At 71.7% G+C, this 14,135-nt stretch carries 10 protein-coding genes; 3 read left to right on the top strand and 7 right to left on the bottom strand.

Features of this window, described 5'->3' with window-relative positions; all coding sequences use genetic code 11:
- Positions 1-45: 45 nt before the first annotated feature.
- The gene (locus ACH47Z_RS01245; protein WP_399069203.1) at positions 46-984 is read right to left on the bottom strand and encodes a PAC2 family protein; all 939 of its coding nucleotides are present in this window, start codon (positions 982-984) and stop codon (positions 46-48) included.
- A gap of 284 nt (positions 985-1,268) precedes the next feature.
- The gene (gene rpsA, locus ACH47Z_RS01250) at positions 1,269-2,759 is read right to left on the bottom strand and encodes a 30S ribosomal protein S1 (RefSeq protein WP_023551529.1); all 1,491 of its coding nucleotides are present in this window, start codon (positions 2,757-2,759) and stop codon (positions 1,269-1,271) included.
- A gap of 369 nt (positions 2,760-3,128) precedes the next feature.
- Between rpsA and ACH47Z_RS01255 the strand changes: the two genes are divergently transcribed.
- Both ACH47Z_RS01255 and hrpB read left to right on the top strand, forming a co-directional pair.
- The gene (locus tag ACH47Z_RS01255) at positions 3,129-4,004 is read left to right on the top strand and encodes a class I SAM-dependent methyltransferase (RefSeq protein WP_399070338.1); all 876 of its coding nucleotides are present in this window, start codon (positions 3,129-3,131) and stop codon (positions 4,002-4,004) included.
- A gap of 82 nt (positions 4,005-4,086) precedes the next feature.
- Positions 4,087-6,612, top strand: coding sequence for an ATP-dependent helicase HrpB (hrpB, locus tag ACH47Z_RS01260; protein ID WP_399069205.1), 2,526 nt, complete (start codon positions 4,087-4,089; stop codon positions 6,610-6,612).
- On the opposite strand, the gene ACH47Z_RS01265 is transcribed toward hrpB, so the two are convergent.
- The 3 genes from ACH47Z_RS01265 to ACH47Z_RS01275 all read right to left on the bottom strand — a co-directional run bounded on the left by ACH47Z_RS01265 (position 6,602) and on the right by ACH47Z_RS01275 (position 9,664).
- Positions 6,602-7,594 carry a DUF3068 domain-containing protein gene (locus tag ACH47Z_RS01265; protein ID WP_399069207.1) on the bottom strand — a complete coding sequence of 331 codons (993 nt, stop codon included), beginning with the start codon at positions 7,592-7,594 and terminating at the stop codon, positions 6,602-6,604. The genes hrpB and ACH47Z_RS01265 overlap by 11 nt on opposite strands.
- Positions 7,595-7,633: 39 nt before the next feature.
- A complete protein-coding gene (locus tag ACH47Z_RS01270) occupies positions 7,634-7,768 on the bottom strand; it encodes an SPW_0924 family protein (protein ID WP_399069209.1) in 135 nt (44 codons plus the stop codon).
- A gap of 162 nt (positions 7,769-7,930) precedes the next feature.
- The gene (locus ACH47Z_RS01275) at positions 7,931-9,664 is read right to left on the bottom strand and encodes a lytic murein transglycosylase (RefSeq protein ID WP_399069211.1); all 1,734 of its coding nucleotides are present in this window, start codon (positions 9,662-9,664) and stop codon (positions 7,931-7,933) included.
- Between the two features lie 317 nt (positions 9,665-9,981).
- Here ACH47Z_RS01275 and ACH47Z_RS01280 point away from each other — a divergent pair, with 317 nt between their 5' ends.
- Positions 9,982-10,860, top strand: a complete 879-nt coding sequence (locus ACH47Z_RS01280; RefSeq protein WP_399069213.1) for a DUF4184 family protein — start codon at positions 9,982-9,984, stop codon at positions 10,858-10,860.
- On the opposite strand, the gene ACH47Z_RS01285 is transcribed toward ACH47Z_RS01280, so the two are convergent.
- Positions 10,760-11,191, bottom strand: a complete 432-nt coding sequence (locus tag ACH47Z_RS01285) for a hypothetical protein (protein ID WP_399069215.1) — start codon at positions 11,189-11,191, stop codon at positions 10,760-10,762. The two genes, ACH47Z_RS01280 and ACH47Z_RS01285, sit on opposite strands and share 101 nt — an antisense overlap.
- Positions 11,192-11,366: 175 nt before the next feature.
- Entirely contained in the window at positions 11,367-14,093 is a 2,727-nt protein-coding gene (gene polA, locus ACH47Z_RS01290) for a DNA polymerase I (RefSeq protein ID WP_399069217.1), read from the bottom strand.
- Positions 14,094-14,135 lie beyond the last annotated feature (42 nt).

A 14,135-nucleotide genomic window follows, 5' to 3' on the forward strand; every position in this document is an offset into this window, starting at 1 on the left:
GAGCCGAAGCTTAGGCCCTGACTTCGACAGCGGGACCGGCGGAGGTCAGTTGTCGCCTTCGCGCTCCGCCAGGAACCGCTCGAACTCGCGACCGATCTCGTCGGCCGACGGAATCTCCACCGGCTCGGCCAGCATGTTGCCCCGGGTCTCGGCGCCCGCTGCCGCGTCGTACTGGTGCTCCAGGCCCTGGACGAGGGCGGTGAGCTCCTCGTCGCCCTCCTGGATCTGCCGGTCGATCTCCGTCTGTGTGCGATGCGCGTCCGTGCGCAGCGAGTGGGCGACGCCCGGGAGGACCAGTCCGGTGGCGGCCGTGATGGCCTCCAGGACGGTCAGGGCGGCGTCCGGGTACGTGGACCGGGCGATGTAGTGCGGGACGTGCGCGGCGACGCCCAGGACGTCGTGCCCGGCCTCGCTGAGGCGGTACTCCACCAGCGACTCGGCGCTGCCGGGCACCTGGGCCTCCTCGAAGGGGCTGCGGTGGCCGGGGATCAGGTCCGTGCGGTTGCCGTGCGGGGTGAGGCCCACGGGGCGGGTGTGCGGGACGCCCATGGGGATGCCGTGGAAGTTCACGGACAGGCGTACGCCGAGCCGCTCCACGATCTGCTGTACGGCCGCCGCGAAGCGCTCCCACTCCACGTCCGGCTCGGGTCCGGACAGCAGCAGGAAGGGGGCGCCGGTGGTGTCCTGGACGAGGCGGACCTCGATGGCCGGGACCTCGTAGTCGGTCCAGCTGTCCCGCTTGAAGGTCAGCAGCGGCCGACGGGCCCGGTAGTCCACGAGCCGGTCGTGGTCGAAACGGGCGACGAGCTGGTGGGGCAGTGAGTCGAGCAGCCGGTCGACGATCTGGTCGCCGGTCTCGCCCGCGTCGATGTATCCGTCGAAGTGGTAGAGCATGACAAGGCCGGCCGACTCCTGGGCGAGCGCCATGTCGACAACGGCGAGGCCCTTCGGCTCCCATGCGTACAAACCCTGCGGATCAAGCACTGTGACCGCTCCTCCTCGTGTTCGTCATCGACAACACGCCCTGGAAGGTGGGCATTCCCACGACACGCCGTTGATCAGCGATCTCACGGGGCGGTTCGGACGAGGGGCTCCTCCAACCCCCTAGGGGCGCGGGGAACTGCGCGACAAGCCGCAGACGGCCTGCACTCGAAAGACGACGAACAGCCCCAGAAAACGCCTGAGGGGCCGCACCTCGAAAGGTACGGCCCCTCAGAGCCGGCTATCGGCTAAGCCTCAGCGGCTGGGGATACCCCCGCTGGGGGAGTTCAGCTCTGGCCACCGGCGAGCTTCTCGCGCAGCGCGGCCAGCGCCTCGTCCGAGGCCAGGGCACCGGAGGTGTCCGCGCCCTCGGAGGAGTACGAACCGCCGGTCGCGGCCGGAGCCGCAGCCTCGCCGCCCTCGGCCGCGGCAGCGGCGTCGGCCTCGCGGGACTTGATGACCTGCTGCTGGTGCTGCTCGAAGCGGGCCTGCGCCTCGGCGTACTGGCGCTCCCACTCCTCGCGCTGCTTCTCGTAGCCCGGCAGCCAGTCGTTGGTCTCCGGGTCGAAGCCCTCGGGGTAGATGTAGTTGCCCTGGTCGTCGTAGGACGCGGCCATGCCGTACAGGGTCGGGTCGAACTCGACCGAGGCCGGGTCGGCACCGAAGGACTCGTTGGCCTGCTTCAGCGAGAGGCTGATGCGACGACGCTCGAGGTCGATGTCGATGACCTTGACGAAGATCTCGTCGTTGACCTGGACGACCTGCTCCGGGATCTCCACGTGGCGCTCGGCCAGCTCGGAGATGTGGACCAGACCCTCGATGCCCTCGTCCACGCGGACGAACGCACCGAACGGCACCAGCTTCGTGACCTTACCGGGCACGACCTGGCCGATCTGGTGGGTGCGGGCGAACTGCTGCCACGGGTCTTCCTGGGTCGCCTTCAGCGACAGGGAGACACGCTCGCGGTCCATGTCGACGTCGAGAACCTCGACGGTGACCTCCTGGCCGACCTCGACAACCTCGGACGGGTGGTCGATGTGCTTCCAGGACAGCTCGGAGACGTGGACCAGACCGTCGACGCCACCCAGGTCCACGAAGGCACCGAAGTTGACGATCGAGGAGACGACGCCGGAACGGACCTGACCCTTCTGGAGGGTCGTGAGGAACGTCTGGCGGACCTCGGACTGGGTCTGCTCGAGCCAGGCACGGCGGGACAGGACCACGTTGTTGCGGTTCTTGTCCAGCTCGATGATCTTCGCCTCGAGCTCCTTGCCGACGTACGGCTGGAGGTCGCGGACGCGGCGCATCTCGACCAGGGAGGCCGGGAGGAAGCCACGGAGGCCGATGTCGAGGATGAGACCACCCTTGACGACCTCGATGACGGTACCGGTGACGATGCCGTCCTCTTCCTTGATCTTCTCGATGGTGCCCCAGGCACGCTCGTACTGGGCGCGCTTCTTCGAGAGGATCAGGCGGCCTTCCTTGTCCTCCTTCTGGAGAACAAGGGCCTCGATCTCGTCACCGACGGCGACGACCTCGTTCGGGTCGACGTCGTGCTTGATCGAGAGCTCGCGGCTCGGGATGACACCTTCGGTCTTGTAACCGATGTCGAGCAGGACCTCGTCCCGGTCGACCTTCACGATGACGCCGTCGACGATGTCGCCGTCGTTGAAGTACTTGATCGTCTCGTCGATCGCGGCGAGGAAGGCTTCCTCGTTACCGATGTCGTTGACCGCAACCTGCGGGGTGGTGGCGGTGGTCTCGGTGCTGCTCGTCATGTGGGAAAGGGCTCCGGTACGGACATTGAAGTCGTAGGTACTGCTACGCCGGGAGCCCGTATCGCTCTGAAGAAGCCGGACAGCCAAGGAAGCGCCACACAAAACCACTGGTGGCGCCTCGAAAACCGAGGGGACATACAACAGATGCGAGCGCAGCCTGCTACGTCTGAGGTGCGCAGGCCCGCAGCGCAACTTGTAGCATACGGGGGCAGCCGGACAGGGTCAATGCGCGAAGGCGCCAACCGGGGGCGGATCCCCGCATTCCCGGCAGAAGAAACGTCCCACAAGGCGACGCACACCCAGGGGAACCACGTCCGTTTCCGTGACGGGCCCCGACGGGTTGGACGGAAGAGTACGACGAGGGAGCCGATCATCCAAGAGCCGGAAGCCTACGATCCCGACAACGCCGTGGACGCCACCTCGCAGGCCACGCGGCGTGACGCCGGTGTCGCGGAGAGTTCACGAGCCAACCGGGGCTGGTGGGACCGCAACGCGGACGAGTACCAGGTCGAGCACGGCACGTTCCTCGGTGACGACCGCTTCGTGTGGGGCCCGGAGGGCCTGGACGAGGTGGAGGCGGAGCTGCTCGGCCCGTCGGAGGAGCTGAAGGGCAAGGACGTCCTGGAGATCGGCGCGGGCGCGGCGCAGTGCGCGCGCTGGCTGGCCGCCCAGGGGGCCCGCCCGGTGGCGCTGGACCTCTCGCACCGCCAGCTCCAGCACGCCCTGCGGATCGGCGGATCGTTTCCCCTGGTCTGCGCGGACGCCGGGGCGCTGCCCTTCGCGGACGGTTCCTTCGACCTGGTGTGCTCCGCGTACGGGGCGCTGCCGTTCGTCGCCGACCCGCGGCTGGTGCTGCGCGAGGTGCGCCGGGTGCTGCGGCCGGGCGGCCGGTTCGTCTTCTCGGTGACGCATCCGATCCGCTGGGCGTTCCCGGACGAGCCCGGCCCCGAGGGCCTGTCGGTGGCCGCCTCCTACTTCGACCGGACGCCCTACGTCGAGCAGGACGACGAGGGCCGCGCGGTGTACGTCGAGCACCACCGGACGCTCGGCGACCGGGTCCGGGACATCGTCGCCGCGGGCCTTCGGCTGGTGGATCTGGTGGAGCCGGAGTGGCCGGCCTGGAACACCTCGGAGTGGGGCGGCTGGTCCCCGCTGCGCGGCAACCTGATCCCGGGGACGGCGATCTTCGTGTGCGAGCGAAGCGAGATGGGGGTCCCCCCGGCCGAAGGCGGGGGGAGGGACTGACCCGCGTCTACGCGCGCGTGGGGAGTTTCTCGTCGGTACGCGCGCGTGCGGGCTGCGTTTCCCGTCGTACGACACTGGGGGCGTGATCCGTTACGACGCCCTGGACGCGCTGCCCGTGCGCTCCGCCCTGCCCGCCCTGACCGACGCCCTGGAGGCGGACGGCACCGCTGTCCTCGTGGCGCCGCCCGGCACCGGCAAGACGACGCTGGTGCCGCTGGTGCTGGCGGGGCTGGTCGGAGGCGGTCCCGCGCGGCGGGTGGTGGTGGCCGAGCCGCGGCGGATCGCGGCGCGGGCGGCGGCGCGGCGCATGGCGTGGCTGCTGGGCGAGAGGCCCGGCGAGAGCGTGGGTTTCACGGTGCGCGGCGAACGGGCCGTGGGGCGGCACACGCGCGTGGAAGTCGTCACGACCGGCGTGCTGCTGCAGCGGCTGCAGCGCGACCAGGAGCTGCCGGGTGTCGACGTCGTCGTGCTCGACGAGTGCCATGAGCGTCATCTGGACGCGGACACGGCGGCCGCCTTCCTGTGGGACGTACGGCAGACGCTGCGGCCGGAGCTGCGGCTCGTGGCCGCGTCCGCGACGACGGACGCGGAGGGGTGGGCGCGGCTGCTCGGCGGGGCGCCGGTGGTCGAGGCGGCGGGTGTCGCCCATCCCGTGGAGGTGGTGTGGGCTCCCCCGGCGCGTACGGTACGGCCGCCGCACGGGATGCGGGTCGATCCGGCGCTGCCGGCGCACGTGGCGTCGGTGGTACGGCGTGCGCTGGCCGAGCGGGCGGGCGACGTGCTGTGCTTCCTGCCCGGTGTCGGCGAGATCGCGCGCGTGGCCGGGCAACTCGGGCAGCTGGGGGACGTCGAGGTGCTCCAGGTGCACGGGCGGGCGCCGGCCGCCGTGCAGGACGCGGTGCTGGCGGGCGGGGAGCGGCGCCGGGTGGTGCTGGCCACGGCCGTCGCCGAGTCGTCGCTGACCGTGCCCGGGGTGCGGGTGGTCGTCGACTCGGGGCTGGCGCGGGAGCCGCGGGTGGATCACGCGCGCGGGCTGAGCGGGCTGACGACCGTACGGGCGTCGCGGGCGGCCGGGCGGCAGCGGGCGGGGCGTGCGGGGCGTGAGGCGCCGGGTGTGGTGTACCGGTGCTGGACGGAGGTCGAGGACGGGCGTCTGCCGGCCTTTCCGGCGCCGGAGATCAAACTGGCCGATCTGACCGCGTTCGCCCTTCAGGCGGCCTGCTGGGGCGATCCCGACGCCTCCGGGCTGGCGTTGCTGGATCCGCCGCCGGGCGGGGCGATGGCGGCGGCCCGCTCCGCGCTGGCAGCGGTGGGGGCGGTGGACTCCGCCGGTCGCGCCACACCCGCGGGTGTGCGGTTGGCCCGGTTGGGTGTGCACCCTCGACTGGGGCGGGCCCTGCTGGACACCCCTGGCGAGGGGGCCGAGGTTGTCGCCCTGCTCTCCGAGGAGGTGCCGCGGGACTACGGAGATGATCTTGGCGGTGCTCTGCGGCGTGTCCGGCGCGGGGGTGACGCCTATGCGGGGCGGTGGGCTGCGGAAGTTCGGCGGCTGCGGGCCGTCTCCCAGGATCTTTCCCACCCGCCCGTCCGTGACCGTCGGCCAGAAGGTGCCGTTGAGGTCGGACCGGACACCGGTGTCGACAAGCTCGCCGGGCTCGTCGCCGCGCTCGCCTTTCCCGAGCGGGTCGCCAAGCTCGACGGGGGGTCGTATCTCATGGCCTCCGGGACCCGGGCCGAGTTGGGGGACGGGTCGGCGTTGCGGGGGGCGGAGTGGATTGTGGTCGCTGTGGGTGAGCGGCCCGGCGGGAAGGGGCACGCGCGTGTGCGGCTCGGGGCTGCCACGGAAGAGCACGTGGCGCTTGCCGCTGCCCAGTCCCTGGTGAGTGAGCGGGACGAGGTGCACTGGGCCGACGGGGACGTCGTCGCCCGGCGGGTCGAACGGCTGGGGGCCGTCGAACTGGCCGTACGGCCTCTGCGGACCGCCGACCCCGCCCTCGTACGCGGCGCCCTGCTCGAAGGGCTTCGGCAGGAGGGGTTCGGGCTGTTGCGGTGGTCGGCGGAGGCCCGGGGGCTGCGGGAGCGGATGGCGTTTCTGCGGGCCCGTCTCGGGGAGCCGTGGCCGGACGTGTCCGACGACGCGCTCCACGCGCGCGTGGACGAGTGGCTGGAACCGGAGCTGGGCCGGGCCCGGCGGCGGGCGGATCTCGGGCGGATCGACGCCGGGCAGGCGCTCGCGCGGCTGCTGCCCTGGGCGAGTGGTGATGCCGCCCGGCTCGACGAACTCGCTCCCGAGCGGATCGCCGTACCCAGTGGGTCCAGGATTCGGATCGACTATGGGGATCCCGCGCGGCCGGTGCTCGCCGTCAAGCTGCAGGAGATGTTCGGGCTGCACGAGACGCCGGCCGTGGCCGGTGTGCCGCTGCTGGTGCATCTGCTCTCCCCCGCCGGGCGGCCCGCCGCCGTCACGGCCGACCTGGCCTCCTTCTGGAAGGACGGCTACAAGGGCGTACGGGCGGAGTTGCGCGGGCGGTATCCGAAGCATCCGTGGCCCGAGGACCCGGCGGCCGCCGAGCCCACCCGGCACACCAACGCGCGGCTCAGGCGCTGACCGGTTCGGGTTCCGTCGCCTCCGTGGGGGCCGGGTCCCGGGGACTGCGGGATCGGGCCTCCAGGCAGAGGGAGAGGGCCAGGAGCAGTACGCCCAGGATCAGGGAGCCCCAGGGGACGTACGAGGTGAGCAGCAGGATCAGGGTGCGGTTGTGCTTGACGAGGGCGACCGTGTGCTCGATGTAGTCCTCGCGCATCTTCACGTCCCCGGCGAACGCCGTGACCCTGTCCCGGCCGCCGAGCAGCGTGCCACCGCGCAGTTCCTCCTGGTGGAGTTCCTCGCCGTAGACGGGCGCGCCGGTGACGGGCTCGACCCAGAACGTGCGGACCGTGCTGTACCAGCGGGTGGTGCCCGTCCTGGCGACCGACTCCGGTGTGATGCCCTGGACGGGCATGGTCTTCGGCATGGGGACCTTGGTCCAGGGGACGGTCTGCTCGAAGTAGTAGACCTTCAGGCCGCGGAAGGTCCGGGTGCCCTTGTAGTGGATGGGGCTGGTGGTACGGGTCTGCGCGTCGAAGTACTCGTAGTCGCGCTTCTGGGTGAGGAAGGGCCACTTGAACTCGATGCCCTGGCGCGTGACCGGGTCGCCGTCGACCATCTCGCCGGTGGCGTGCACGGGGTCCTGGCTGTGGGCGTCGAAGATGTAGCGCTCGGGGACCTTGGAGACCATCTTGCCGTCGGGGCCCTGGACGTAGGAGAGGCCGTCCCAGACGACGACGGGCCGGCCCGCCGTCTTCTCGATCTTCTTCGCGGCCTCCACATCGCCCTTGAGGGTCTGCACGATGGTGACCTTGGGGACCTTCCTGGCCTGCATGGTGCCGTAGTCGAGGAGGGTGGCGTCCTTGGCCTCCAGGACCATGTCCTGGTACTGGTTCGCGGGGATCCTGGCCAGGCGCGGGAAGGCGTACCAGCGCATGAGCGGGGACAGCGCCGCGCAGAAGACGGCGCAGGCGAGCAGGACCAGGCTTGCCTTGCGACGCATGGAAGGCCTCCCTCCCGGACGGGCGCGGCTACGAGTGCGCTACGGATGCGAGGGCACCGTCGTCAGCAGTTGTTTGGGGGACGTGCCGCCCGGCGACGGGCCCGTCGCGCTGATCAGGAGGACCAGGGCGAGCGCGAGGGCCAGTCCGATCGCGGCGGCGATCAGGGCGCGCATACGGGCCTCCCTGCGGACGGTCTGTGTCCCACGGGTTCCTGATGGATCGTCAGGCGGGCACCGTAGCAACGGGCGGCCGAGATGAGAACAGCGGTGCACGCACGAACGAGGGCGCCCTCCCCGCGGCAACGGGGAGGGCGCCCTGTGCGTTTGCCGGTGGGGTCAGGAGGAGGGTGACGGGCTCGGCGAGGCGTCGGCGGCGGCGACCTTCAGCTCGACGGTGAGCGTCGCGCCGCCGGTGGTGGTGATCCGGAGCAGGAAGGTGCCGGTGGTGTCGTCGGCGTACAGCTTCGGCAGTGTGAGCAGGCCCTTGTCGTCGGTCGTGAGGCCGGTGAGGGTGCGTACGGTCTTGCCGTCGGCGTCCTTGAAGTACGGGCCCTTGTCGTTCTCGGTGGTGTCGGTGTCCGACTTGATCAGGGTGGCGGTGGCCGCGACCTTGTCCGCGACGGCGCCCTTGTACGTCGCCTTCACCTGGACCTGGTCGGCGAACTCGCCGCCCGGGGTGCAGGTCAGCGGGGTGTCGCTGGTGCGGGTCAGGGTGTCGGCGGCGCGTGCGGTGACGGTGGCCGTGTAGTCGACGCCCTTGACCGAGCGGCCCACGAGGGCCGCGGTGACCTTGAAGTCGCCGGTCTTCTCGCCCGCCTGGAGCGCGGGGGCGTGGGCGATGCCCTGGGCGTCGGTGACGACCGTGGCCACGGTCTCGCCGCCGGTGAAGGTGGCGTCGGTGCCGCCGCTGATCGTGAACCGGATCCGCACCTTGGCCACGGACTTGCCGGCCTTGGTCTCGGCGCGGGTGGAGATCTGACCGGTGAAGGCGTGGCCGGCCATCGCGGTGAGCGGGGCGGTGCCGTCGTCCTGAAGGTGGTCGACCGTGTCGGTGGGGGTCGGCGGGGTCGTCGGCGGGGCGGGCGGCTTCGGCGGGGTCGGGCTGGGGCTCCCGCCGCCGGGTGTGCCGGGCTTGCCGGGCTTCGGGTCCGGCTTGGGCGTGGGCTTGGTCTTCGGCGGGTTCGAAGGCGTCGGCGCCTGCTTCGGCGTCCGGGCGTGCTCGGTGCCGTCGTCGCTGCGGTGGCTGGGCACACTGCCGCTGCCGTCGGGCACGGAGTGGGTGCCCTTGCGGTAGTACTCCAGCCAGCTCAGGACCGTGTTCAGGTAGTCCTGCGAGTTGTTGTAGCTGAGGATCGCGCTGTGCAGGTCGCCCTCGCGCGAGAGGTCCCAGCCGTTGCGGCACAGGTAGTGGCCGGCGGCGAGGGCGGCGTCGTAGACGTTGTTCGGGTCCTTCTTGCCGTCGCCGTTGCCGTCGCGGCCCGCCCAGGCCCAGGTCGACGGGATGAACTGCATCGGGCCGACGGCCCGGTCGTACTCGGCGCTGCCGTCGTACTCCCCGTGGTCGGTGTCCTTGATGAGCGCGAAGCCGTTGCCGTCGAGCACCGGGCCCAGGATGGGGGTCAGCGTGGTGCCGTCGGCGCCGACCCGGCCGCCGTCGGCCTGGCCCGACTCGACCTTGCCGATGGCGGCGAGCAGTTGCCAGGGCAGGTTGCAGCCGGGCTTGGCGGAGCGCAGTTCGGCCTCGGCCTTCTTGTAGGCGTCGAGGACCGTCGCCGGGATGCCGGCCTCCGCCTCACCCTGGGCGACCGGGGTACCGGTGGCGGTCGGCGAGGGGCTGGGGTTGGGGCTGTTCAGCGGCGGCAGGTCCGTGTAGTACGGCGAGTTGCCGGTGGCGTTGCCGTCGGAGGCCGTCGCCGGTACGGGGGTGGTGGCGCCGGCCGTGGCCTGTCTGCCGTGGTCCTGGCCGGTCGCTCCCGGAGCCTGGGACGCGGACAGAGCCGCGACCGCTGCCGCTGCCACGGCGGTGGTCGCCGCCCCCTTGCGCAGCCGCCTGCCGAAATGCGCCGCCATAGAGTGAACCCCTCCCGTGGACGCCCCTGCGTCCGTCTCCGTCCGTCTGCCTCGCTCTGGTCTGACGGTTGACCCGGTGTTCCGGTTGCCTCTTGTTGCGCCGTTCCGTTTGTGCGAAGTGCGTCCGAGCGCGCACCAGCCCGGCACCGCAGGTGACCCTACGGCAACTTGCTTGACGCGGGCACCTGTTCACGTCCGATTTTTACCAGTTGGCCAACTCCCGTTGTCATCCGGGGACCGTGACCGGGTCCCGCATACTGAACAGGCCTGATCACCGGCCGCGACGCGATGGCCGACGACCGCTCCAGGGGGCCCTGTTGCCGTTCACACTCAGCCATGCGTCGGCCGTCCTGCCGGCGATCCGCCGGGACGGGACCGGCCGTGGCCCACTGATACCGGCGGTGCTCGTGGCAGGCTCCTTCGCGCCCGACATGCCCTACTACGCGGCGGGTGTCCTGCCCGGCGGAATGGAGTTCGGCACGGTCACGCACGCGTTCGCCGGGGTCGTGACGGTCGATGTGCTCATCGCCTGGGCGCTGGTGGGGCTGTGGCTGCTCGTCCGGGAACCGGTGCTCGCGCTGCTGCCCCGGGCCTGGCAGGGCCGGCCGGCCGCGCTGCTGCGGTGCGGTGCGCCACGCGCGCGTGTACGGCCCGTTTCGGTGGGGTGGTGGTACGTCTCCGCGGTGCTGGGCGGGCTGACCCATGTGGTGTGGGACGCGTTCACGCATGACGGCCGATGGGGAACCCGACTGGTTCCGGCCATCGAGCGGGACCGGCTGCACGGCGTACCGCTGTTCACGTGGCTTCAGTACGGCTCGTCCGTGGCGGGCGCGGCCGTGCTCGCGGTGTTCGCCGTACGGGCGCTACGGCGGCTGCCGGGCGGGGAGCCGGTGCGGGTGCCGGTGCTGTCCGTACGGGACCGGTGGTGGGCCGGTGCGGTCGTCGGGGGCTGTGCGGTGGCCGGGGCGGCTCGGCGGGTGGCCCGGGAGTGGGCGGGCGGGGGCGCTCCGGCCCGGCTGGGGGATCTGGTGCCGACCGTGTGCTTCGGGGCGGGCGCGGGGCTGGTCCTGGGACTGCTGCTGTACGCCGTCGGGGTCAGGGTGTGGCGTCGGAGCCCGGTTCTTCCGGCTGGTCCTGGGGATCCGGGTGAGCCGGTCGCCGCGCGTCGGGGGCGGTCGGCCACTCGCGCTCGGTGAGGGAGGCGACGAAGACCGTGAGGGTCTGCCGGGGGCGCGATCTCGGGATCAGGCCGAGCGCGAGGGCGAGGTAGCCGCGGGCCAGATCGGCCCACTGGCGCCAGTCCGGGGCGTGGTCCGCGCGGGCGGTCAGGCCGGCGAGTCTGCGCCGCAGGTCCGTGGCGGTCGCACGGACGGTCTCGGCCAGGTCGGCGGGGACGCGGGCGGTGCTTGCGTCGGCCGCGAGGGCCTGGACCGGCGAGGCGGGCACGGCGGCCTGCGCCGAGGTGGCGTCCGCACAGGCCCGGGTGTCTGCCTCGGGCGTCCGGCGGTGAAGCATGCGTATACCCATGCCCGCAGTGTTGCGGCTGCGGGGGGTGGGGGGCGTTTTGGCGGGGGCCACGTGAGTGACGGGCCCTGCGGGGGCTGGGCCGGTTTTGCCGTGCCGGAGTCGGTCGACCGTGCGGATTGGGGGTGAGGGGGCGCTGTCCTCGGCTTCAGCCGACAGCGCCCCCTGACCCCGAGGGCTAGTGCGCCGCGGACTCCCAGTCCGGGCCCGCGCCCACCGAGACGTCCAGGGGGGCCGTGAGGCGGACGGCGTTGGTCATCTCGTGGCGGACGATCTCCTCCGTGGCCCGGCGCTCGCCGGGGGCGATCTCCAGGACGATTTCGTCGTGGACCTGGAGGAGCATGCGGGACTTCAGGCCGGCCGCCCGCAGCGCGCTGTCCACCTTGAGCATGGCGATCTTGACGATGTCCGCCGCCGTGCCCTGGATGGGCGCGTTGAGGGCCATGCGTTCGGCCGCCTCCCGGCGCTGGCGGTTGTCGCTGTTGAGGTCGGGGAGGTAGCGGCGGCGGCCGAAGAGGGTCGCCGTGTAGCCCGTCGCCCGTGCCTCGTCGACCGCGCGGCGCAGGTAGTCCCGGACTCCGCCGAAGCGCTCGAAGTACGCGTCCATCAGGGCGCGGGCCTCACCGGCGTCGATGTTCAGCTGCTGGGAGAGGCCGAAGGCGGACAGGCCGTAGGCCAGGCCGTACGACATGGCCTTGATCTTGCGGCGCATCTCCGCGTCCACCGCGGCGGGCTCGACGCCGAACACCTGGGAGGCGGCCGTGGTGTGCAGGTCCTCGCCGGAGGTGAACGCCTCGATCAGGCCCTCGTCCTCGGAGAGGTGGGCCATCACACGCAGCTCGATCTGGCTGTAGTCGGCGGTCATGAGCGACTCGAAGCCCTCGCCGACCACGAAGCCGCGGCGGATCGCCCGGCCCTCGTCGGTGCGCACCGGGATGTTCTGGAGGTTCGGGTCCGTGGAGGACAGCCGGCCGGTCGCGGCCACCGTCTGGTTGAAGGTCGTGTGGATACGGCCGTCGGCCGCGACCGTCTTGATCAGTCCCTCGACCGTGACGCGCAGCTTCGCCTGCTCGCGGTGGCGGAGCATGATGACCGGCAGTTCGTTGTCGGTCTGGGTGGCGAGCCAGGCCAGGGCGTCGGCGTCCGTGGTGTAGCCGGTCTTGGTCTTCTTGGTCCTGGGCAGGGCCAGCTCGCCGAAGAGGACCTCCTGGAGCTGCTTGGGCGAGCCCAGGTTGAACTCGTGGCCGGCGGCCGCGTGGGCCTCCTTCACGGCCTGCTGCACCGCGCCCGCGAACGTCTGCTCCATCGCCTCCAGGTGCGCGCGGTCGGCCGCGATGCCGTGCCGCTCCATGCGGGCGAGCAGGGCGGAGGTGGGCAGCTCCATGTCGCGCAGCAGGTCAGCCGCGCCGACCTCCTCGAGGCGGGCCTCGAAGGCCGTACCCAGGTCGAGGACCGCGCGGGCCTGGATCATCAGGGCCTCGGCCTCGGCGCCGTCGTCCGCGCCGAAGGCGAGCTGGCCGTCGGCCGCGGCGGCGGGGGCCAGCTCGCGGTGCAGGTACTCCAGGGACAGCGCGTCCAGGTCGAAGGATCGGCGGCCCGGCTTGACCAGGTAGGCGGCGAGGGCGGTGTCCATGGTCACGCCCTCGACGGACCAGCCGTGCTCGGCGAAGACGCGCATGGCGCCCTTGGCGTTGTGGAACACCTTGGGGCGGTCGGCGTCGGCCAGCCAGGCCGCGAACGCGTTCTCGTCGGCCTCGTCCAGCTCGGCCGGGTCGAACCAGACGGCCGCTCCCCCGGCCGCGGCCAGGGCGACCTCGGCGACGGAGCCGGTGCCCAGCGCCCAGGTGTCGACGGTGGCGACGCCCAGGGTCCCGGTGCCGTGCCCGGTGAGCCAGGGGGCCAGCTCGCCGGTGCCCAGGACCGTGCCGTCGATCTCCACACCCTCGGTGGTGACCGGGGTGGTGTCGGCCTCCTCGGAGCCGGGGTCGACGGCGTAGAGGCGCTCGCGTAGGGAGGGGTTGCGGATCTCCAGGGTGTCCAGGACCATCGCGACGGCCTTGCGGTCGTACGGGGCCCGCTCCAGGTCGGTGACCGTCCTGGGCAGCTCGACCTGGCGCTCCAGCTCGGTCAGGACGCGGTTGAGCTTGACCGACTCCAGGTGGTCGCGGAGGTTCTGCCCGGCCTTGCCCTTGACCTCCTCGACGCGCTCGACCAGCTCCGCGAAGGAGCCGAACTGGTTGATCCACTTCGCGGCGGTCTTCTCGCCGACGCCGGGGATGCCGGGGAGGTTGTCGGACGGGTCGCCGCGCAGGGCCGCGAAGTCGGGGTACTGGGCGGGCGTCAAGCCGTACTTCTCGAAAACCTTCTCCGGGGTGAACCGGGTCAGCTCCGAGACGCCCTTCGTCGGGTACAGCACGGTGATGTGGTCGGTGACCAGCTGGAAGGAGTCACGGTCGCCGGTGACGATCAGCACCTCGAAGCCCGCGGCCTCGGCCTGGGTGGCGAGGGTGGCGATGACGTCGTCCGCCTCGAAGCCCTCGACGGCGAAGCGCGGCGCGTGCATCGCGTCGAGCAGCTCGCCGATCAGCTCGACCTGGCCCTTGAACTCGTCCGGGGTCTTGGAGCGGTTCGCCTTGTACTCGGTGAAGCGCTCGGAGCGCCAGGTCTTGCGCGAGACGTCGAAGGCCACCGCGAAGTGGGTGGGCTCCTCGTCACGCAGGGTGTTGGCCAGCATCGACGCGAAGCCGTAGATCGCGTTCGTCGGCTGGCCGGTCGCGGTCGTGAAGTTCTCCGCGGGCAGCGCGAAGAACGCGCGGTAGGCCAGCGAGTGCCCGTCCATGAGCATCAGCCGGGGACGGGTACCGCCGGGGGTCTTGTCGGTCTTCTTCGATGCTGTCTCTGCCACGTCCCCGATCCTGCCACGCCGCACTGACACTCCGGTCCGGGG

Source organism: Streptomyces sp. NPDC020192, assembly GCF_044388685.1.
Classification (GTDB): domain Bacteria; phylum Actinomycetota; class Actinomycetes; order Streptomycetales; family Streptomycetaceae; genus Streptomyces.